Consider the following 21,906-nt stretch of genomic DNA (forward strand, 5'->3'; position numbering starts at 1 on the left):
TTAAAATGAGCAGCAATGAATTTGTATTGCAGATTCCCTATGGAACAAGAGATTTTTTACCGCATGAAGCAGCTTGTAAGCGGGCAATTGAAGCGAAAATCGCAGAAACTTTTGTAAAATGGGGTTATGATGAAGTGGTTACCCCAACGATTGAATATCTAGATGTGCTTACGATTGGCAATGGGCGAGATGTGGAACCACAAATGTTTAAATTTTTTGATAAAAATAATCGCACATTGGCACTTCGGCATGATATGACTACGCCGATTGCCAGAGTCGCGGCAAGTCGGTTGCACGAGGAAAAATTCCCACTTAAATTATCCTATATTACAAATGTCTACCGTTATGAACAAGCACAAACGGGACGCCAATGTGAGTTCTATCAAGCTGGTGTCGAATTAATGGGTGCAGAGAATGCAAGTGCCGATGCTGAAGTGATAGCATTGTCTATTGAACTGCTTTTACAAGCCGGTCTTAAAAATTTTCAGGTCAGTTTGGGACAGGTAGAATTCATTCATGGCGTCATGGAAGAACTTAATATAGCTGCAGAAAAGCAGCAAGCAATCAAACAAGCTATGGTAACGCGTGATTTGGTTGGGCTTGGAGCAATGCTGGATCAGACAGCGTTAACAAGTCAGGCGAAAGAACTTTTAAAACGCATTCCGTTATTACATGGAAAAGAAGACATGTTGAAACAAGCTTATTCGATGGTTTGCAATGAACAAAGTAAACGGGCTTTAGATCATTTAACAGAAATTTATGAAGTATTAAAAGGCTATGAACTTGAGTCCTATGTAAATTTTGATTTAGGTGTGATTCGTGACTTTAATTATTACACAGGGATGGTCTTTGAAGTTTATACGCCGGGTCTAGGGTTCCCTTTATGCGGCGGCGGCCGATATGATCATATGTTATCCGACTTCGGAACTGCTTGTCCTGCTACTGGATTCGCACTGGGCATTGAAAGAGTTATGCTGGCACTAGAACGTCAACAGCTTCCAAAAGCGACGATCAAAAAAGATCTTTATATTGCTTGGCAGGCAGGTCACGAATTGGAAGCTATTAAAAAGGCAAAAAAAATGCGGGCTGAAGGCAAGTCGGTAGAAGTGGCATTGTGGGCACAACAAAAAGATGAAGCCGAAAAATATCAACATGCCAAAGGGTATCAAACGTTGATATATATAGGATAAATAAAATGCTAAAACGAATAAGGCAAGTTGTTTCAGCAATGACTGCTGAAATCTATACAGAAGACAAACAGTTTATTCAAAAGCATTTAGAAGAAAATGAACAAAAATTATTCTGGTCAATGAATCTGCCTGATCAAAGGCATGCGCTCAATGTTGCTTATACGGCAATTCAATTCGCAAAAAAAATCCCTGATCTTAATAGAGAAAAGTTAATCAAACTGTCTTTATTGCATGATGTAGGGAAAGTACGTGGAGACGTGAGCACTTTAGATAAAATTATAACGGTAGTGGCATATAAATTTGCCCCCCATTGGTCAGAAAAATGGGGGAAGCATGGCAAGGGAAACAAAATAGACAATCTGCGGCATGCGTTCTATATCTATTTTTATCATCCAAAGATTAGTAAAGAGAAACTTAAAGCCATTGGTTTAATGGATCTAGCAGAACTTGTTTCCAAACATCATGAAGCTCCAACAGATGATGATCCGTTGGAGCTTGTGATCTTACGTGACGCAGATGATGCAAATTAATATCCAGCTTGTTTATTAATGATATTAAGCATTTCTGAATCATTATTAAATTTATTGAGATTTTCGATAAATAATTTAATTGCCCGGTCAAGATAATATGGTGAATTTGCTGCAATATGTGGTGTAATCATAAGATTATCTAGAGTCCAAAGCGGAGAATCTTCCGGAAGCGGTTCTTGTGCAAATACATCCAGAGCAGCTCCTTTGATGATTCCGGTTTGCAGGGCTGTAATTAAATCAGCTTCATTTACGATTGCGCCGCGGGCAACATTGATAAAGTAAGCTGATTTTTTCATATTCCGAAAAGTTTCAATCGAAAACAATTCTTTCGTTTCCTGTGTCAGCGGTAAGGTCACGACAACAAAGTCGGCAGACGATAATAAATGTGGCAATTGATCCATCGTGTAGAGTTTGTCAACAAAAATTTCCTGCGTCATTGTGCGTTTCGTAGCAATGACTTTCATTCCGAGACATTTCGCACGTTTGGCAATTTCGCGGCCGATACTTCCAAGACCGACGATTGCAATCGTCTTATCATAAAGTTCTTCTAAAGATACCTGATGCTGCCAAATTTTTGATTTTTGATTCTCATAAATTCGCTGTAGATTTCGTGTGAAAGTCAACATCATAGCTAAAACGTGTTCTGCCATTGGTATTCCATGAATACCGCGTGAGTTCGTCAGGATAATATCAGAGCTTACGAGTTCTGGTGAAAGTAATTGATCTACACCAGCGCTGAGTGCATGCACCCATTTAAGGCGCTTGGCTTTTGGCAGTAAATCGCGGATGTCATGCTGTCCCCAAGTAATTAATATATCCGTATCTTCAATATAATTGATGGCTTCATATTTGTTACATTCTGTTACGTTGATATCCAGCCCAGCTTCTTGGATCAGGTTCTTTTGCTTATCGCTTAATCGCTGCACTACAAGGATATTTAGTGAAGGCATGATGAATATCTCCCTTTATCTATTGTTTTTCATGCGCAATGGTTTTTTATTACGCACTATATACTATTCTACATATAGCTGAAAATCCCTACAAATAGGTTGACGAATCTATTGATGAATGCTAATATAGTAACATATCATCACTTTAAATAGTTAAAGTGATGAATTTTATAGGAGGTTTCTCATGACTTCGAATGATATGGATTACTTAACCGTTGCCTTGCCTAAGGGAAAATTATTTCAGCCATCAGCAGATATTTTAGCCAAGATTGGATACACGGCTGAAGGTTTAAGCGAGAAATCACGTAAATTAGTCATTGTAAATGAAGAAAAAAAGATAAAATTTATTATAACAAAAACAGTGGATTTACCGACTTATGTTGAATATGGTGCTGCAGATATTGGCATTATAGGCAAAGATATTTTATTAGAAGAAGGTAAAAATGTATATGAGCTGTCAGATTTGAAATATGGATTTTGCCGATTGATGGTTGCCGTGCCCAAAGCATTGTTGAAGGAAAAATTAAGTGATTATGCGCATATGCGTGTAGCTACAAAATTTCCTAAGATCGCAGAGCGTTTTTTCCAGAGTAAAGGAATTCAAATGGAATTTATTAAACTCAATGGATCAATTGAACTTGGACCGATGGTCGGACTTGCTGAAATTATTGTAGATATCGTAGAAACTGGTCGTACATTAAAAGAAAATAATCTAATTGAAATTGCGCAAATTTCAGATGCAACTGCACGCTTTATTGCAAATCGAGTCAGCTTTAAAATGAAATTTGATCGCATTCATCAAATGGTGGAAGATTTACGATTGATTGTGGAAAGCGAGGGGACAAAATGAGATTGGTGGATACTGCATTCTTCACAGAGGATGAAATAGCAAAATTGCTCCAAAAGCCGGCTTTTGATGAAGTTGCATTAAGTGATCGTGTGAGAGAAAAAAATAAAATTTTATTTGGTAAAGATTTGTCTGCTGCTGAAATTGTCAACGAAATTGTGCAAGCTGTTCGTAAAGAGGGCGATGCTGCGATCATTCGATACACAAAATTAGTGGATGGTGTGGATTTCAACAATACATCATTCTTCGTTACAGCAGAAGAATTCGCAGAAGCCGAAAAATTGGTGGATATAGATGTAATGACTTCTATAAAAAAAGCTGCGAATAATGTTCGGAAATATCATGTTGAACAAAAGCCAAAATCTTGGCTGACGTATCGTGAGCATGGAGCAATGCTGGGACAATCTTGTATTCCTTTGGACAGAGTAGGCATTTATGTACCCGGTGGTACGGCGGCGTATCCGTCATCTGTGATTATGAATGCGGTTCCGGCAGCTGTTGCGGGCGTAAAAGAGATTGTGATGGCAGTTCCTCCAGACGCTGCCGGCAAAGTCAATCCATACGTTTTAATGGCAGCCCGTGAAGCTGGGGTATCAAAAGTTTTAAAAATAGGCGGTGCACAGGCAATTGCGGCATTGGCTTTTGGGACTGAGACAGTGCCAAAAGTAGATAAGATTACTGGCCCGGGGAATATTTTTGTAACACTTGCGAAGAAAGCCGTATATGGTCATTGTGATATCGATATGCTTGCCGGACCAAGTGAGATTTTAATTGTGGCGGATCAAACGGCGAATGTAGATTATGTCGCAGCTGATATGCTAAGTCAGGCTGAACATGATCCGCTCGCTACAAGTATTGTGATTACGGATAGCTTGGCGCTTGCAAAAGCGGTGGAAAGTGCAGTAGAAAAGCAACTTGCGAAATTGCCGCGACAAGACATTGCGCGTACTTCTTTAGATCATAATGGAATTATTATTGTAGCAAAAGATCTTATGCAAGCAATACAACTGGCGAATATTTCTGCTCCAGAGCATTTAGAAATTTTGACAGCGGAGCCATTTTCTTTGTTACCCTATATTCGTCATGCCGGCGCTGTTTTTTTAGGTCCATATTCTCCGGAGCCTTTGGGCGATTATTTTGCTGGGCCGAATCATGTTTTACCAACAGGCGGTACAGCACGTTTTTATTCGGTATTAAATGTGGAAACGTTTATGAAACGTACGAGTATTATTTCTTATACTGCACCGGCTCTAGCTGCGGTTAAAGAAGATATTATACGCATGGCGGAGGCCGAAGGACTACAAGCACATGCAAATGCAATTAGAATGAGAGGTTAAGTAAATGAAATATAGAGTAGGATTAAATGAATTGCCAACCTATGATGTATCAGAACAAGATTGGAACATCAAATTAAATGCGAATGAAAGTAATTTAAATTTGCCGCCATTGGTAGAAGAACGTGTAGTAAACCGATTGGCAAGCATCGCTTTTAATCGGTATCCCGATACTGAAAGTGATGATTTAAAAGATCTTCTTGCACAAAATTTCCAGGTGAAACCGCAAAATATTTTACTCGGCAATGGTTCCAGTGAAATTTTAGAGAAATTATTTTTTGCTTTTGGAGGACCTGATCGAAGTATAGTGTTTCCAGTACCATCTTTTTCTATGTATAAAATTTATGCACACCTAAGTGAAGCCATTGCGATCCCCGTAGAATTGGAAGAAGATTATACGTTAGATCCAGAAAAAATCATAACAGCAGCCAAAGAAAATCAGGCAAAATTAGTGGTTTTATGTACGCCTAATAATCCAACCGGGAATGCGATTCCATTAATGGACATTGAAAGGATTGCCAAGAATACAGATTGTCCGTTAGCGATTGATGAGGCTTATGTGGAGTTTCATGGAATATCAGCCGTTCAGTTACTTGAAAAATATCCAAATATCATCATTGCTCGTACTTTTTCAAAGGCGTACGGATTGGCGGCAGCGCGTATTGGCTATATGTTGGCAAATGAAGAAATCATACAAATGGTAAGCAAATCTTGTATGCCATATCATATCAATACCTTGACCCTGGCAACTGCGGCAATTGTATATCAAATGCGTGATGAATTTGTACCACGTATCCAGATGTATGTTGCGGAACGTAAACGCATGGCAGAGCAGTTGTCGAAATTAGCAGGGATTACAGTATATCCTTCAGATACGAATTTCATCTTAATCAAATATGCAAATGCTGCTGCATTAAATGCACACTTAGAAAATTTGAAAATCGGTATCAGGAGTTTTGGCGATGCGCCGCGTCTGGAAAATTGTTTGCGTATTACAGTGGGAACTCGTGAAGAAAATGATACTTGGGTTAAGGTGCTAAAAGACTTTATTGAAAGGGGCTAGGCATCATGCGAGAGGCAGAAATAGCACGAAAAACAGCTGAAACAGATATTAAGGTAAAGGTCAATCTTGATGGTGAAGGAAGTTCACAGATTGCTACTGGGATTGGATTTTTTGATCATATGTTAATTCTCCTAAGTAGACATGGTTTGTTTGATATGGTCGTCAGTTGTACAGGTGATTTGCAAATTGATGGGCATCATACCGTGGAGGATATAGGAATTTGTTTAGGGCAGGCCTTTCAAGAAGCAGTTGGCGATAAACAGGGAATAAAACGTTATGGCACTAGTTTCGTACCAATGGATGAAGCTTTAGCTATGGTATCTTTAGATTTGAGTGGACGTGCATATCTGATTTATGATGTTAAGCAACCATTAACACCGATGATCGGGACGTACGATAGTGAACTGACAGAAGAATTTTTACGCGCGTTTGTAAATCATGCTGGCATTACCTTGCATGTAAAACTTTTGCATGGCAAGAATTCACATCATATTGTAGAGGCAATATTTAAAGCGCTTGGAAGAGCTTTAGGTGAGGCTTGCGAAAAAGATCCGCGTATTAAAGGCGTCATGTCAACGAAGGGAATGCTATGATTTTTTGTGTGATTTCGTCTAACAATATTTGAAACAGGTCTGTCTTTATGGGAGGATAAGCAATGATTGCAATTATAGATTATGGGATGGGAAATCTATTTAGTGTAGAGAAAGCTTTTGTAAAACTTGGTGCGGATGTTGTTGTTACACGTGATGCAGCGTGCATTGCCAGGGCAGATAAGGTCGTTTTACCAGGCGTGGGTGCTTTTGGCGACTGTATGAAAAATTTAGAGACATCGGGATTGATACCAATCATTATGGAATCAGCAGACGCCGGTAAGCCGTTTTTAGGTATTTGTCTGGGGTTGCAAGTGCTGTTTGAGGGGAGTGAAGAGGCTCCGGGCATAAAAGGTTTGGGTATTTTGAAGGGAATGGTAAAGAAAATAACGGCTCCGGGTTTTAAGATTCCACATATGGGCTGGAACCAACTGCAAATGGAAAGAAAAACTCCATTACTAGATTGTCTGCCGCAAAATCCATATGTTTATTTTGTGCATAGTTTTCATGCGGTGCCGAGTGAACCAGATATTGTAACTGCTTTTACCGTGTATGGAGAAAAAATAACTGCGGCGGTTGGCAAAAAAAATGTGCAAGCAATGCAATTCCATCCAGAAAAATCGAGTTGTGTAGGGCTTAAAATTTTAGAAAATTTTATTCGTCTTTAATTATGATAGTAAGGAGTTTGTTCGATGATTATTTTTCCTGCAATAGATATTCGTGATGGTAAATGTGTACGGTTGACAGAAGGGCGTTTTGATCAAGAAACTATTTTCGCTGATGATCCAACGGTTATGGCGAAAAAATGGGCAATGCTTGGCGCTGAATTTTTGCATATCGTTGACTTGGATGGGGCAGTTGCGAAGAAATCTGTGAATTTGCCAGCGATTCAGGCAATTCTTGAAAATGTGCAAATTCCCATTCAATTGGGCGGGGGAATTCGGACGATGCAAGATATTGAAAACGTGCTCAAGTTAGGCGTGAATCGTGTGATTTTAGGTTCGGTTGCCGTGCAAAATCCAGCACTGGTAAAAGAGGCTTGTGAAAAATTTCAGGATAAAGTTGTGGTTGGCATTGACGCGAGAGATGGAGTTGTAGCTGTAGACGGCTGGGCCGTTTCCGGGGGAATAGAAGCAGAGAAACTTGCAAAAAAAATGGCGGCAGTTGGTGTGACACGCATTGTATATACTGATATTTCTCGTGATGGTACATTGCGTGGTGTGAATACTGAAGAGACGGCAAACGTTGCCAAGATCAGTGGTGTTAAAGTCATTGCTTCTGGTGGGGTGCGGTCGATACAAGACATCCTTGACCTCAAAAAAGTGGAATCCGATGGTGTAGAAGGTGTAATTGTAGGAAAAGCAATTTATACGAATTCTCTTGATCTAAGAGAAGCATTAAAAGTGGCAAAGGGGAATAAAGATGTATACAAAAAGAATTATTCCATGCCTTGATGTAAAAGATGGCCGTGTAGTAAAGGGAACAAATTTTGTTGGTCTGCGTGATGCGGGAGATCCAGCAGAACTTGCAGCAGTTTATGATAGAGAACTTGCTGACGAACTCATTTTGCTCGATATTACTGCTTCTAATGAACAACGTAAAACGATTGTAGAGGTTGTTGCAGATTGTGCTTCGCAGGTGTTTATTCCCTTTACAGTGGGTGGGGGAATTCGTAGTGTCGAAGATATTCGCAAGCTATTAAAAGTTGGGGCAGACAAGATATCTTTGAACACAGCTGCCGTCAAGAATCCTAGTTTAATTGCTGAAGGTGCCGAAAAATTTGGCCGTCAATGTGTCGTACTTGCTGTTGATACACGGCGATGCGGTGAGCAGAAATGGGAAGTATATATCAATGGCGGACGAACACCGACGGGTATTGATTGTATAGAATGGGTAAAAGAAGCTGTTCACTTAGGTGCAGGGGAAATTCTTTTAACGAGTATGGACTGTGATGGTACAAAAGATGGTTATGATATTTTACTTACACGTACAGTATCAGAAGCAGTGCATGTCCCCGTCATTGCCTCTGGTGGTGCAGGAGAATTGGAGCATTTTTACGAAGTATTAACGAGTGGCAAGGCGGATGCTGTGCTTGCCGCATCTGTTTTTCATTATGGAAAATTTACGGTTCGGCAGGTAAAAGAATATTTAAAATGTCGCGGTTTGGGGGTTAGAATATGAATTTCGATACGATTCAATTTGATGAACACGGTTTAGTGCCGGCAATCATTCAGGATGAAGCAGGACAAGTGCTGATGCTTGCTTATATGAACAAAGAATCTTTGGAAAAAACGGTGGAAACCGGATTAACTTGGTTTTATAGTCGCAGTCGTAAAGGTTTATGGCAAAAAGGCGAGACTTCGGGTAACATTCAGATTGTGAAAGAAATTTCGTATGATTGTGATTGTGACACGTTGTTAGTCAAGGTTGAGCAAAAAGGCGCAGCCTGCCATACAGGGACATATTCTTGCTTTAATCGCAGACTTGGCGAATTTGAAAGTCACATGGCTGCACTATTTGATACAAATCAAGTATATAAAAATTCTGTATCGACCATTCTGCATGATCTTTATAATGTAATAAATGATCGTAAACTTCATCCTAAGGAAGGCTCCTACACCAACTTTTTATTTGAGCAGGGGCAGGATAAAATCTTAAAGAAAATAGGTGAGGAAGCGGCAGAGACGATTATCGCTTCAAAAAACATGAGCAAAGAAGAAATTCTTTACGAAATGAGTGATCTTTGGTATCATTGTTTAGTATTATTAGCTTTTCATAATATATCGCCGAGCGAATTGCTTGGAGAATTGCAAAATCGCAGAAGTGGTGGTGCGTATCACCAATTTACAAAACAAGAATAAATGGGGCGTGTTTAATGGGAAAATCTATTGGAATAGAGTTTATGGAAAAAACCAGATGTGATATTCTATCGCCAACTGATCGGGCAAAAGGACTGCCGCAGCCGCCGATTGAACTGTCAGCGGATGATTCGATAAAACGGATTCATTTGCCGGAGCCAGACTTATTAGAAGATAAACAAGTCAATTTTTTAGAATTGATAGAGCTGCGGACGAGTGTTCGTCAATATCATCAAACCAATCTTTCACTTAAAGATCTATCCTATTTGCTATGGTGTACACAAGGTGTAAAAATGGTAGCACCGACAGGCAAATCAACGTTGCGCAACGTGCCGTCGGCGGGAGCGCGACATGCGTTTGAAACCTATTTGCTGATCAATCAGGTAGACGGAGTAGAGGCTGGCTTGTATCGCTTTTTAGCGCTTGAACATGCATTGATAGCGGTTGATGTAACAGAAGGTATAAAAGACCAACTGACAGCAGCTTTTATGAATCAGAAAATGATTCCGACAAGTTCGGTTTCTTTCATATGGACGGCTATGGCAGAGCGTATGACATATGCTTATGGTGCGCGAGCGTATCGCTATTTACATTTGGATGCCGGACATGTTTGTCAAAATTTATATCTGGCAGCGCAGACAATTCATTATGGAACTTGTGCAATTGCACATTTCGATGATGAAAAAGTCAACCAATGTTTAAAAATAGATGGTGAAGATCAATTTGCAATTTATGCTGCGAGTGTAGGTAAATAATTCCTAAAAAACCAGAAATCGTTTTTAAAAGCGATGCTGGTTTTTGTTATTTTTACCATAACTGTTGCTTTGCTTGCATTTTATTAAAATTTTTTCATTTTCATATTGCCGAAATGCACATTTTAAGATAATATTTATATGTTAAAGTGTGATTTTATATTTCGTATATTATTGATAGTGGGTGAATTTGTGTATAGCTATATGATTAAAATGAAGTTACAAAAACTTGCGAGCGCAGTTCAGAATATTTTTCATGAAAACATGGGGTTTATCATTACTTTGTTTTTACTGAATTTTACGACGATGGCATGGTCTTTGATTGCCGAAGATAAAATAGAAGTCATGATTAGTTATGGGTTTAGCTTATTTTTTGCGGCGTTCGGTGTTGCAGCTTTTGTACAGATTTTGTATAATCCTGTTTTGAAAAATATGGTCAAAGCTGTAATCTTGGCGATTACAGGCGTTATCTTTATTGTAGAATTTTTTGCAATGTACAATTATAGTATTTTAATTGGAACAGGGATTATTAATTCTATTTTCGAGACGAATTATAGAGAAGCTGTAGAATTTTTTGAAATGTATGTTGGCGTTAAAGAATGTATTGGCGTTTTTGGAATTTTGGCAATTCTTTATTTCCTAAAAAAGAAAAGTTTTAGATTGGGCAAAATAAATCATACGAAACCCAACAAAGTTGTCATTGGGGTCTTGGCGTTGGGCTTTATTTATATGATTCGTATGGTATCTGTTTATGGTGAGTTTTTTACAGATCATCAATATCTACCGATCCAAAGAGCGTATGCATCTGCGCAGGTCGCAATGAAAAATATTGAAGCTTATAATAATTTAACCTCTAGATTAAATGATAAAATCGAGCTGACAGAGAACAATAGTAAAATTAAAAATGTTGTATTCATTTTAGGTGAATCTACAAACCGCAATCATATGGGGCTGTATGGTTATAATTTGCCAAATACGCCAAATTTACAGAAATTACAGGATGAAAATAATCTGTACACGTTTAAAGATGTAATTAGTCCACATTCAACGACCATTGCAGTATTAAGCAAACTGCTTACATTTTGCAATTTTGAATCGGATAAAGATTGGTATGAATATAATAATGTCGTAGACCTTATGAATGCTGCCGGATATAAAACATTTTGGCTGTCTAACCAAGAAAGTTCTGGTATATGGGGCAATGTTGCGCAGATTTTTGCACAGCATAGTAAAAAACATGAATTTACACGAATTCGGGATTCACGTGAAGATTATGGGGTAGTGGATGGAGAGTTATTTCCATTGATAGATCGTTCCCTGCAAGAACGTGAAGATAAAAATTTCTTTGTCATTCATTTAATGGGAGCACATGGATTATATTATAATCGCTTTCCTTACGCGTTTTCTAAATTTAATAAAGATGATATACCGCTAGATGTGAATGATGAGAAAAAAACGATTGTTGCACAATATGATAATGCGATTTATTACAATGATTACGTTGTCAATGAAATCATCAATCGGTTTAAAGATGATGAAACACTTGTCATTTATGTATCAGATCATGGAGAAGCGGTTTATGATGAATCCAATTTCTCAGGGCATATAGAAGAAAATCCAAATCGGCATATGATTGAGATTCCTATGATTATGTGGGCTTCTGATAAGTTTAAGGAAAAGTACCCAGATAAAATTGCAAGTATTGAAAACGCTTTAAGCAGACCATATATGACAGATGATATGATTCATACTGTGCTGGATCTTATGGAAATTAAGACGGCTGATTACGATCCTGCACGCAGTATTGTAAACGACCAATTCGATCCAACGAGAAAACGCATTTTTAATAATAAAGATTACGATTTAGAAATTAAAAATGGTGTAAAGAAACAATCTGAATCTTAAATTTAGATAGAATAAGGACAGATAGGCAGCGGGTCGGCTACCTATCTGTCTACTAGTTTATAAATGAACTTATTTTTTCGGGAAAATGATGAAGGGGGATGCTGCATTAAATGGTGTGCACCCCGTCAAGAGGGCAGTCAAAAAATATAAGAATTTTTTGTAGCTCATCGTAAGGATGGGCTATTTTTTATGCAGCGCTATAATGTTCATAATATTCGTAGGGAGTCATCACATTTAATCGACGCTGCAAACGTTCAAAATTGTAATAGTGAATATAGCTGCTAATTGCATGCATCAGGTCTTGTTTCCTTGCAAATTTATGACCATAATACATTTCACGCTTCAATACGCCCCAAAATCCTTCCATCGGTCCATTATCTATGCAATGACCAACTCGAGACATACTTTGTGTCATCTCATGTTCTATCAGTCTGCTATGAAAACTGCGGCTGGTATACTGAAATCCACGGTCACTGTGAAATAATGGATGTGCCTGTGGATTGTTTTTTACAGCTTCATCAAAAGTGTTAAAGACCAACTTGTTATTGTTGTGGTCGCTTAGTACATATGACACAATCCGGCGATCATATAAATCCAATATAGCACTCAGGTAGAGCTTATGGATAATCGGACCTATACAATATTTAAATTCCGTCACATCAGTCAGCCACTTTTCATTTGGTGCATCAGCATGGAATTGCCGGTTTAGAATGTTTTCTGCTGTGTAAGCTGGATCAGGTGCCCGGCGAGTACAACAGTTTTGCCGGTGTTTAATATTTGACTGGATGTGTAATTTACGGTCAATGCGCAGAATACGTTTATCATTTATATGCTCATGATGCCAACGGTTCANAAAAATGCGGCATCCCCTTAGTCTTTGCGTATCTGGCCTTTCCGTAAAAACACGCTCCGAAGGATGAAAAAGCCCTTTAATTTTTTAAAACAAGATGGTAATACTAAATATGGATGTGTCAGGGTATTTATATTTTCTATTGACAATTTTCATGGGAATGATTATCATATAAATATACACCACCCTGGTGGGGTGGTAGAATGCGGAATCGTGTTTTGGGATATGCTAGCTAGCAAACAAATTACGCATACTTTTGAATTTTGAAAGGAGCAAAAAATTTGAAGACGAAATTTGATATTACGGGCATGACATGTTCGGCGTGTTCTGCGCACGTAGAAAAAAGTGTACGTAAATTGCAAGGCGTAGAAGAAGTGACCGTAAACTTACTTGCGAATCATATGCAAGTTTCTTATAATGAAGATTTAGTAACTGAAAAACAGATCTGCGGTGCAGTTATTGCGGCCGGTTATGGTGCGACTGTAAATGCCCCGGGTGCTGTAAACAAGGATAATAAAGGGAAAGATGCACAGAATCAGGTACAAACAGAAATCGCACAAATGAAATTCCGTTTCTTTTTGTCGGTCGCTTTTTCGATTCCATTAATGTATATCGCGATGGCACATATGTTTTCATTACCATCTCCGGCATTTTTTCATGGAACAGAAAATGCACTCGGTTTTGTGTTCACACAATTTTTATTAACACTCCCGATTGTATATGTGAATCGTAAGTATTTTTCCAATGGCTTTAAGACCTTGTTTAAAGGGACACCGAATATGGATGCGCTTATTGCAATTGGATCGTCAGCAGCGCTTATATATGGTATTTTTGCTATTTATTCTATAGGGTATGGTTTAGGACATGGTGATACGGCGTTAGTAGATCGTTACAGAATGGATTTGTATTTTGAATCAGCGGCAATGATATTGACCCTGATCACTTTTGGAAAACTATTAGAAACGAAATCAAAAGGAAAAACTTCTGAAGCAATTACTAAGCTGATGAATCTTGCGCCTAAAACGGCAACTGTTTTACGGGATAACCAAGAAGTCGAAGTTTCCGTAGATGAAGTGATCGTTGGAGATATTGTACTTGTAAAACCGGGACAGAATATTCCGGTAGATGGTCTGGTGATCAAGGGGAGCTCTTTTATTGATCAGTCTGCAATTACTGGAGAAAGTATTCCTGTAGAAAAGAAAAAAGGGGATGCTGTAATTGCAGCAACGATGAATAAAATTGGTGCATTAGAAGTAAAGGCTACGAAAGTTGGAAACGATACAACGCTTGCACAGATTATTCAACTCGTCGAAGATGCAAGCTCGAGCAAAGCGCCGATTGCAAAATTAGCGGATAAGATCAGTGGGATTTTTGTGCCAGTGGTTATTTCCATCGCACTGCTTGCAGCGATCGTTTGGTTTTTGTTAGGTGCGAGCTTTGATTTTGCATTGTCAATAGGAATTGCCGTTTTAGTTATTTCTTGTCCGTGTGCGCTCGGCTTGGCAACACCCGTTGCGATCATGGTTGGTACAGGGAAAGGCGCGGAGCACGGGATCTTAATTAAATCAGCAGAGAGTCTGGAGATCACCCATAATGTAGATACGGTAGTTTTAGATAAGACAGGAACAATTACAGAAGGAAAGCCAAAGGTAACCGATGTCGTTTGTACTTCAAATATCAGTGAAGAAAAATTATTGCAGGTTGCGGCTTCGCTGGAGAAACAGTCAGAACATCCATTGTCGGTTGCAATTGTAGAATATGGGGAGACCAAGGGCACTGAAATTTTAAGTGTTGATGATTTTCAAGCCGTATCAGGGCAAGGTATTCAAGGTGAGATAGATGGCGTAAAATACTTTGCAGGAAATGCAAAATTTATGCAAAAAAATCAAGTGATATTAGATGGATTTGTACAAAGTGGTGATGCTTTAGCCGCAGATGGAAAAACGCCGCTTTACTTTGCAAATGATGCGGGTGCAGTATTGGGGATTATTGCTGTGGCTGACACAGTGAAACCGACCAGCAAGGAAGCAATTCAGCGTTTAGTAGATCATGGGATAGAAGTGGTTATGCTGACCGGCGACCATCAGCGCACTGCAGAAGCAATTCAGAAACAAGTGAACGTTTCAAGTGTCATTGCTGAAGTCTTACCGCAGGATAAAGAAATGGCAATTCGTAATTTACAAGAGCAAGGTAAAAAAGTCGCTATGGTTGGTGATGGGATCAACGATGCTCCGGCATTGGCAAGGGCTGATGTGGGTATCGCGATCGGTTCAGGGACTGATATTGCAATCGAATCTGCTGACATTGTATTAATGAAAAGTGATTTGCTTGATGTATTTACGGCAATTGAACTGAGTAAAGCTGTTATAAAAAATATCAAAATGAATTTATTTTGGGCATTTTTCTATAATGTAATCGGGATTCCACTGGCTGTCGGTATTTTTTACACAATCTTGGGATGGAAGTTAAATCCTATGTTTGCTGCAGCTGCAATGAGTTTGAGCTCTGTTAGTGTGGTGTCAAATGCACTGAGATTGAAGTTATTTCAACCTTATAAACTAAAAGAGAAAACTCTGCAAACAAGTGGTTATATAGAAATAAATGAAAAAGAAAAGGAAGTAGAAAAAATGAAAAAAGTTATTATCATTGAAGGTATGATGTGTAATCATTGCAAAAAAAATGTAGAAACAATTTTAGGCGAACTCAATGGCGTAGAACAAGTTACGGTAGATTTAGAAAAGAAATCAGCGACTTTGGTGCTTTCCGAAGATATTTCGGATGAAGTATTAAAACAGACGATTGTGGATGCCGACTATCAAGTAGTCTCTATTCAATAGTTATTTGGAGGAGCGTCTATGAAAGCTGATCGTAAAAAAGTAAGTCGTCTTTTAAAGACGGCACGAGGTCAAATTGACGGTATTATAAAAATGGTAGAAGAAGATCGATATTGCATTGATGTGTTTAACCAGATCTTAGCTACACGATCTTTGCTCAACTCTGTGAATAAAGAGATTATTCATGGACATTTGGAAAACTGCGTGAAACAGTCCTTCGAAGAAGGCAAAGAAGAAGAAAAGATCGCAGAAGTCCTCATGATTATGGATAAACTATCAAAATAATGAAAATCCACCGATTTAATCGGTGGATTTTTCAGATTCTAGACAAATCATATATTTATGCTAATAATTTAGAAAATAACGAAATTCGTACCACTTATAAACTAGTACGAAGATAGGTTGCCGGTTGGTGAGAAGTGCTCAGATGCTAGGCGCAGTAAGGCGGTGTGAAGGAGTCGTACTTCTGTACTAGGGCGAGCAGCACCTTGCTGTAACGACGCAGATGCGTGCTTATCCCCGACCCGCTGCCTATCTGTCCATAGTTTGCTTGGAGTCTTTTTATTTGCGTTCATTTATGAATCATAGTAAAATGAGAAAAACTTTGTATTTTTATGAAAGAGGTTGTTTAGTTATGCATAAATTACCAAAAATACTGATTTTAGCAACGGGTGGAACGATTGCCGGAAGTGCGGCAAATGATACGGACATGACAAGTTATCAAGCTGGCGCATTGAAAATAGAGACTTTACTTGAGGCAGTTCCACAGATTAATTTATATGCAGATGTACAAGGCGAACAAATTTGTGATATAGATAGTTGTAATATGACGGACGAAATCTGGTTTCAATTAGCTGAGAAAGTGAATACTTTACTTAGAGATGCATCAATAGATGGTATCGTTATTACGCATGGGACGGATACATTGGAAGAAACGGCATATTTGTTAAATTTAGTTGTAAAACATGCGAAGCCAGTTGTTCTTGTTGGTGCGATGCGCCCGGCAACGGCTATCAGTGCAGATGGTCCGTTGAATTTGCTCAATGCAGTTAAAGTTGCAATTTGTAAAGAATCAGCGGGGAAAGGTGTATTAGTTGCAATCAACGATGAAATACACGGTGCGCGCGATGTGACGAAAACCAATACTTCCAGTGTACATACTTTTCAATCGCCTGCGTTTGGAATCTTAGGTTGTATCAGCAATGGGCAGCCCATTTTTTATCGTACGCCAATGCGAAATCATACGATAAAGAGTGAATTCTCTTTAGAAAATCTTACGAATTTGCCAAGAGTAGAAATCGTATATGCCCATGCGAATCAGAATCGGTTTTTGATTGATGCACTGATCAATGCTGGTGTAAAGGGAATTGTCTATGCTGGGATGGGCAATGGCAGCATTCATTGCAATGCCGAGGAAGGTTTACTGGATGCAGCAAAAGAAGGGATCGTTGTTGTACGAAGTTCACGCAGTGGCAGCGGACGTGTGACTCGTTCGAATCAAAAATGGGAAGAATTTAATTTTATAAAAGCAGATACGCTAAATCCGCAAAAAGCGCGTATCCTCTTGGCTCTAGCATTAACGAAAACAAAGGATGCAGAGGTCATACAGCGTATGTTTGATATGTATTGATATATAGCCGACTTATTCGTACTGCCGTGATAGATTTTCAGCAGGAAAAATTTTTCGCTTTTCCGCAATTTAAATTGATATATAGGGGTGTTGATGTAGGATGAATAAAGGAAGAAATAAAAAAGTAACACCCAAAAGACAGAAAAATCCAGATAAGAAACAAAAGAGTAAAAAACGAGTATGGATTTTGTTGGGAATTGGTCTTTTATTTGTTGTGGGGTATGTATTTGGTGTTCAAAATAAACAGCAAGATAAATCGATGGAAAAAATACCGAATTATGTAGTGGAGAAAACTGGAGCAGGTACGAATATTAATTTTACTGAGAAAACAAAACAAATACATGGGACTGTTGATCAAGTAATACAGGAAAAGGGAGCAACGACACTTGATACAGTACAAATGGATAAAACAGTAAAACGAAAAAATATAGAAGGATCCATTTCATGGCATACACGTAAAATTCCGGTTTCGGTTGCAAACGGAGCTGTAGATGAGTTAAAAGCACGTCTTGGAAAAAGGTTAAATGAAATTGGTGCGAAAATACTACAGACACAAACGGATCAATATAACAATCATACGGCTATACGTTTGGATATTGGGATAGAGGATGAACTTGACGGCGACAAGGTAACGATTATTTCAGATACATTATATGTGTTAGAAGAGAAATCGCTGACTGATCAACCGCTTGTTTCTAAAGATACGAGAGCCAAAAAAGCAAAATTGGCATTTGTAATTGACGATTTTGGTTATGCCAAGGAGCCGATTGCCGCATATGAAATGATTGAACGTCCTCTGACCTTCGCAGTTTTGCCAAATCAAACCTATAGCATAGAGGCTGCAAATCGTGGTTATAAAAGCGGCAGACAGATTATCTTGCATTTACCGATGGAAGCGCTTAGTGATTCTGCGAAAGTAGAAGAGAAAACAATTGAGGTTAAAATGACCGATGCTGAGATTAAAGCTATGGTTGATGAACTAACGGAAGCGGTACCGCATATCATCGGCGTAAATAATCATCAGGGATCGAAGGCGACGTCTAATCAACGTGTCATGCAGGTCGTGCTGCGTGAGCTTATGAACAAAAGATTATTTTTTATCGATAGTAAAACGATTGGAAGCTCCGTTGCATATGATGTGGCAAAGTCGATGGGTATAAAGACAGGTGAAAATGAAATTTTTTTAGATAATCAAAATGATGTCGCTGCAATAAAAAAGCAAATACGCCAAGCTGCGCAGATTGCTTTGAAAAGTGGCAGCGCGATTACGATCGGTCATGCGCGTTTAAATACGGCGCAAGCGATTCGCGAATCCATTCCTGAACTTGAGGAACAGGGGATTGAATTGGTTTTTGCATCTGCATTATTAAAGTAAAAAATCCACCGAAATCTTCGGTGGATTTTTTATTTAAACTTTAAATTTATTTACTTCTTCGATTAGCGCTTGTGCCAGTTTGGATAATTCATTGCTCGATGCGGAGATTTCCTGCATCGTTGCAGATTGTTCTTCTGTAGTTGCTGAAATGCTTTGGGTTTGTTCAGAGTTTTGCTTACTCATATGCTCAATCTCATTGATTGCAGTAACGATTTTTGTCCGTTCGGATTCAATGTCTTCAACCTTCTTTGAGATTTCAATGATTTTTTCCGTAGTGGCAGCAATTACTTTTGCGATATCTTGGAATGCAACGCCTGCTTCGTTTACGACTTGCGTACCGATTTCGGCTTGCAGTGTTTCCTCTTTCATACCAGAGACCACAGTGTCAGTTTCAGTTTGAATATCATTGATAAGCCCTGTAATTTCATGTGCGGCTTCTTGTGATTGTTCAGCCAGTTTGCGTACCTCTTCAGCAACCACTGAAAATCCGCGTCCTTGTTCGCCGGCTCTGGCTGCTTCTATAGCAGCATTTAAAGCGAGTAAGTTGGTCTGTGACGCAATGTTAGAGATCGTATCAATGATCTGTCCAATACGGATCGATTTTTCTCCTAATTGGTTTGCGCGCTTGGTAGATCCGGTTACCGTAGACTGGATGTTATTCATTTGCGCAATGGCTTTTTCAATCGAGATATTTCCGTTGGCAATCGTTTGCGTTGCAGCAGCAGTCTGCGTTGATACAGACTTCACATTTTCTGTTACATTATGAATATGTGCAGAAATATTGTTGATTAATTGATTTGTGTTATCTACATGTGTCATTTGTGATTGTGCGTTTGCCGCTACCAGAGAGATTGCTTCTGCTGCATTCGCTACACCTTGCGCTACTTCTTCACTGCTTAAGGTGAGACCATCACTCGCTGCGTTTACTTTCTCGGCGCTGGATTGAATTTTGGTCGTTAAAAGTTTTAATTGTTGAATCATATTATTATAGGCATGGCTTAATTCGCCGATTTCATCTTCCGCATGCACTGTAATTGTTTGGGTTAAATCTCCGTTTGCAACCAGTTTAGTTTGCTTTGCTAAGCCCTTAATCGGTTTGGTTAATATTTTTGTTAAACCAAAAGCAATCAGTACAACAAAAATTGCAGTGACGAGACAAGTAAAGAGTGAAAAAGTCAACTGTTTACGTGAATTGGAAATGGCGTTATTTTTATCTGTTTCTACGACAAATGACCAGTTGGATTGATTGATCGGTGCATAGCCGGCGATCATATCACTGCCTTCAGCCGTGGTATAACGAACCGCGCCTGTGTTTTTAATCATTGCGTTTGAAACGGGGGCTAGACTGCTTATATTTGTTAGTGATTTCGCGGTTTCCTCGTTTGAGTGCATAATCAAATTGCCCTGTGAATCAGCTAAAAATGCCTGACTTAGTTGATTTTGTGTAGACGATGAGACGATAAACTTTAAAAGGCTTAAATCCATGGTTGCCGAGAGTGAGCCAATCACTTTATCTTGACTGTTCTTGATCGGAACGGATAGGATGAAAATTGATTTATTGGAGTATTTAGAAGAAACCACGTCACTTACCGATATTGCTTTTGCACCGGATAAGATCGGTTTGATATAAGAACGGTCGCTGACGTTTTGGTTTTCTCCGGCATCTCTGGCAATTTGCTGTCCATTGATATCACAGACAAACATATTGCTGATATCCGGGAAACTCGTTTTAAAAGATTGCAATAGAGGAATGATTTCATCTGGCTTCATTTCCTGCATCTTTTGAAGTTTTGCCATGGAATGCAGCAGATTAATTCTATTGAGTAACATATCATCAATTTCTTTGGCAGCATTTACAGCGGCTGTTTGATTTAGTGTATGTGTAGCTTCAATTTCAGCGTTGTAAGATAAAATCCCATTAAAAATAATGATGATGAACAATGGAATGAGTGCTATGGCAGCAAATCCGAAAGTAAGTTTTGTTTTTAGTTTGGTTTTACGATCTAGTGTTTGCATGAATAGAAATAGTTTGTTCAAATTACTCAATCCCTTCAGAATGAAATATGGTGTATAGGCTGTAATTTGTATATGTATTTAAAAATAATTTATATTTTACTCATTGTTCTAGAAATAACTACAATATCCTTTTAAATATGATAAAAGATAATTTTTCAATAGAGCTTTTATACTGTTTTTATAAATTTTTCTGGGGATACATAAATGTAGTATATTTTTCTTTCATCTGTTCACGATTTTGTGTGTCCGGCCAAAGTTCGATAACGGCGTTATCGCGCATGCCGGCGGCTAAGTGTGAATATAGCATTGGATTCTCTTTGCTTAATGTGGCAATCAGTTCTTTGACTTCTTGCCGTTTGGTTTTGCCATTGATCGGACACGGGCTATCAATAGGACTGAAGCCATGAATGGAGATCGTATCACGGACTTCTTCCTCTCTAAAATATACCAGCGGTCGAATGACAGTTAAATCTGTGCGGTCAAGATATGTTTTTGGTAGAAATGTTTTTAGTTGACCAGAATAGAGCAGGCTCATTAAAAAAGTCTCGACGGCATCATCATTATGATGTGCATAAGCAATTTTGTTGAAGCCATGTTCTTTCGCAAAGCGATTGATCGCGCCGCGGCGGAAAAAAGCACAAGTAAAACAAGGATCTTTTCCATTTTGCTCCTCGATTGTGCCGGCAATGTCAACGGCTTGTGTATAGAACGGGATCGATAATTTCTTACAAAATTCAGCGATTGGTGTACTGTCAAAATCCTCAGTAAACATTGGATCTATGGTAATCGCGGCAAGTGTAAAGTTTTTTGGCAAACGGTCACGCATAACAGCGAGCGCATACGTCAAGAAAGTGCTATCTTTGCCGCCGGATAAACCAATCAGGATGTTATCGCCTTCTTCGATCAAATTGAATTCTACAATTGCCCGCATTAAACGGCTAAAATGTGTTTGTGGTAAGTGGATCTTCATAAAGCACCTCGACTATCTAATGGAATTTATTTTTATTATAGAGCATGACAGATATAAAATAAAAGTGACAAATGTTTAAATTTATAAATTTTTTGACAATAATATAATGATTGGTCTTTTCTAAGTAAGCCGAAATGTCGTATAATGATAAGTAAACGCATTTTATGATGTTACTTGGAAAGTTTTTATATAATTTTATAAATAACTGATTA

General features: G+C 38.6%; 20 protein-coding genes. 16 read left to right on the plus strand and 4 right to left on the minus strand.

Translation table 11 applies throughout. The features are described 5' to 3' along the window. The first annotated feature begins 5 nt into the window (after positions 1-5). Together hisZ and BN6559_RS17895 are read left to right on the plus strand one after the other, a co-directional pair. Positions 6-1,190, plus strand: a complete 1,185-nt coding sequence (gene hisZ / locus BN6559_RS17890; RefSeq protein ID WP_110956001.1) for an ATP phosphoribosyltransferase regulatory subunit — start codon at positions 6-8, stop codon at positions 1,188-1,190. Between the two features lie 5 nt (positions 1,191-1,195). Continuing rightward, entirely contained in the window at positions 1,196-1,720 is a 525-nt protein-coding gene (locus tag BN6559_RS17895; protein WP_110956002.1) for an HD domain-containing protein, read from the plus strand. On the opposite strand, the gene BN6559_RS17900 is transcribed toward BN6559_RS17895, so the two are convergent. Beyond that, entirely contained in the window at positions 1,717-2,670 is a 954-nt protein-coding gene (locus tag BN6559_RS17900; protein WP_110956003.1) for a D-2-hydroxyacid dehydrogenase, read from the minus strand. The two genes, BN6559_RS17895 and BN6559_RS17900, sit on opposite strands and share 4 nt — an antisense overlap. Positions 2,671-2,854: 184 nt before the next feature. On the opposite strand from BN6559_RS17900, the gene hisG reads away from it, so the two are divergent. From hisG to BN6559_RS17950, 10 genes are all read left to right on the plus strand, one after another. Next, positions 2,855-3,520, plus strand: coding sequence for an ATP phosphoribosyltransferase (gene hisG / locus BN6559_RS17905; RefSeq protein ID WP_110956004.1), 666 nt, complete (start codon positions 2,855-2,857; stop codon positions 3,518-3,520). Next, on the plus strand, positions 3,517-4,854 hold the full coding sequence (gene hisD / locus BN6559_RS17910) for a histidinol dehydrogenase (RefSeq protein WP_110956005.1): 1,338 nt from the start codon (positions 3,517-3,519) through the stop codon (positions 4,852-4,854). Before hisG ends, hisD begins: the two co-directional genes overlap by 4 nt. 4 nt (positions 4,855-4,858) lie before the next feature. Beyond that, on the plus strand, positions 4,859-5,914 hold the full coding sequence (gene hisC, locus BN6559_RS17915; RefSeq protein WP_110956006.1) for a histidinol-phosphate transaminase: 1,056 nt from the start codon (positions 4,859-4,861) through the stop codon (positions 5,912-5,914). 5 nt (positions 5,915-5,919) lie between these two features. Beyond that, positions 5,920-6,507, plus strand: a complete 588-nt coding sequence (gene hisB / locus BN6559_RS17920; RefSeq protein WP_110956007.1) for an imidazoleglycerol-phosphate dehydratase HisB — start codon at positions 5,920-5,922, stop codon at positions 6,505-6,507. A gap of 62 nt (positions 6,508-6,569) precedes the next feature. Further along, a complete protein-coding gene (gene hisH, locus BN6559_RS17925) occupies positions 6,570-7,172 on the plus strand; it encodes an imidazole glycerol phosphate synthase subunit HisH (RefSeq protein WP_110956008.1) in 603 nt (200 codons plus the stop codon). A 24-nt stretch (positions 7,173-7,196) separates the two neighbouring features. Then, the gene (gene hisA / locus BN6559_RS17930; RefSeq protein ID WP_110956009.1) at positions 7,197-7,958 is read left to right on the plus strand and encodes a 1-(5-phosphoribosyl)-5-[(5-phosphoribosylamino)methylideneamino]imidazole-4-carboxamide isomerase; all 762 of its coding nucleotides are present in this window, start codon (positions 7,197-7,199) and stop codon (positions 7,956-7,958) included. Next, a complete protein-coding gene (hisF, locus tag BN6559_RS17935) occupies positions 7,927-8,685 on the plus strand; it encodes an imidazole glycerol phosphate synthase subunit HisF (RefSeq protein WP_110956010.1) in 759 nt (252 codons plus the stop codon). The genes hisA and hisF overlap by 32 nt, the downstream gene beginning before the upstream one ends. Beyond that, positions 8,682-9,365 (plus strand): bifunctional phosphoribosyl-AMP cyclohydrolase/phosphoribosyl-ATP diphosphatase HisIE, encoded by a 684-nt coding sequence (gene hisIE / locus BN6559_RS17940; protein WP_110956011.1) that lies wholly within the window; start codon positions 8,682-8,684, stop codon positions 9,363-9,365. The genes hisF and hisIE overlap by 4 nt, the downstream gene beginning before the upstream one ends. Before the next feature lie 14 nt (positions 9,366-9,379). Continuing rightward, positions 9,380-10,117: a SagB/ThcOx family dehydrogenase gene (locus BN6559_RS17945; RefSeq protein WP_110956012.1), complete on the plus strand. Its 738-nt coding sequence runs from the start codon at positions 9,380-9,382 to the stop codon at positions 10,115-10,117. A gap of 201 nt (positions 10,118-10,318) precedes the next feature. Next, the gene (locus BN6559_RS17950; RefSeq protein WP_110956462.1) at positions 10,319-12,019 is read left to right on the plus strand and encodes a phosphoethanolamine transferase; all 1,701 of its coding nucleotides are present in this window, start codon (positions 10,319-10,321) and stop codon (positions 12,017-12,019) included. A gap of 187 nt (positions 12,020-12,206) precedes the next feature. Here the strand turns inward: BN6559_RS17950 and BN6559_RS17955 are convergent, their stop codons facing one another. Further along, entirely contained in the window at positions 12,207-12,953 is a 747-nt protein-coding gene (locus tag BN6559_RS17955) for an IS3 family transposase (RefSeq protein WP_110956013.1), read from the minus strand. A 197-nt stretch (positions 12,954-13,150) separates the two neighbouring features. Between BN6559_RS17955 and BN6559_RS17960 the strand changes: the two genes are divergently transcribed. The 4 genes from BN6559_RS17960 (at position 13,151) to BN6559_RS17975 (ending at position 18,708) form a co-directional block, all read left to right on the plus strand. Continuing rightward, positions 13,151-15,706: a heavy metal translocating P-type ATPase gene (locus BN6559_RS17960; protein ID WP_110956014.1), complete on the plus strand. Its 2,556-nt coding sequence runs from the start codon at positions 13,151-13,153 to the stop codon at positions 15,704-15,706. A gap of 18 nt (positions 15,707-15,724) precedes the next feature. Then, complete coding sequence (locus tag BN6559_RS17965; RefSeq protein ID WP_110956015.1) at positions 15,725-15,988, plus strand: metal-sensing transcriptional repressor; 264 nt, start codon at positions 15,725-15,727, stop codon at positions 15,986-15,988. A 349-nt stretch (positions 15,989-16,337) separates the two neighbouring features. Then, entirely contained in the window at positions 16,338-17,333 is a 996-nt protein-coding gene (locus BN6559_RS17970) for an asparaginase (protein ID WP_110956463.1), read from the plus strand. A 100-nt stretch (positions 17,334-17,433) separates the two neighbouring features. Then, entirely contained in the window at positions 17,434-18,708 is a 1,275-nt protein-coding gene (locus BN6559_RS17975; RefSeq protein WP_110956016.1) for a divergent polysaccharide deacetylase family protein, read from the plus strand. A gap of 33 nt (positions 18,709-18,741) precedes the next feature. On the opposite strand, the gene BN6559_RS17980 is transcribed toward BN6559_RS17975, so the two are convergent. Together BN6559_RS17980 and BN6559_RS17985 are read right to left on the minus strand one after the other, a co-directional pair. After that, positions 18,742-20,745 carry a methyl-accepting chemotaxis protein gene (locus BN6559_RS17980; protein WP_199884129.1) on the minus strand — a complete coding sequence of 668 codons (2,004 nt, stop codon included), beginning with the start codon at positions 20,743-20,745 and terminating at the stop codon, positions 18,742-18,744. A 157-nt stretch (positions 20,746-20,902) separates the two neighbouring features. After that, positions 20,903-21,694 carry a tRNA 2-thiocytidine biosynthesis TtcA family protein gene (locus tag BN6559_RS17985; RefSeq protein WP_110956018.1) on the minus strand — a complete coding sequence of 264 codons (792 nt, stop codon included), beginning with the start codon at positions 21,692-21,694 and terminating at the stop codon, positions 20,903-20,905. Positions 21,695-21,906: the final 212 nt, after the last annotated feature.

The organism is Massilibacillus massiliensis (assembly GCF_900086705.1).
Taxonomy (GTDB): Bacteria; Bacillota; Negativicutes; order FLKF01; family FLKF01; genus Massilibacillus; species Massilibacillus massiliensis.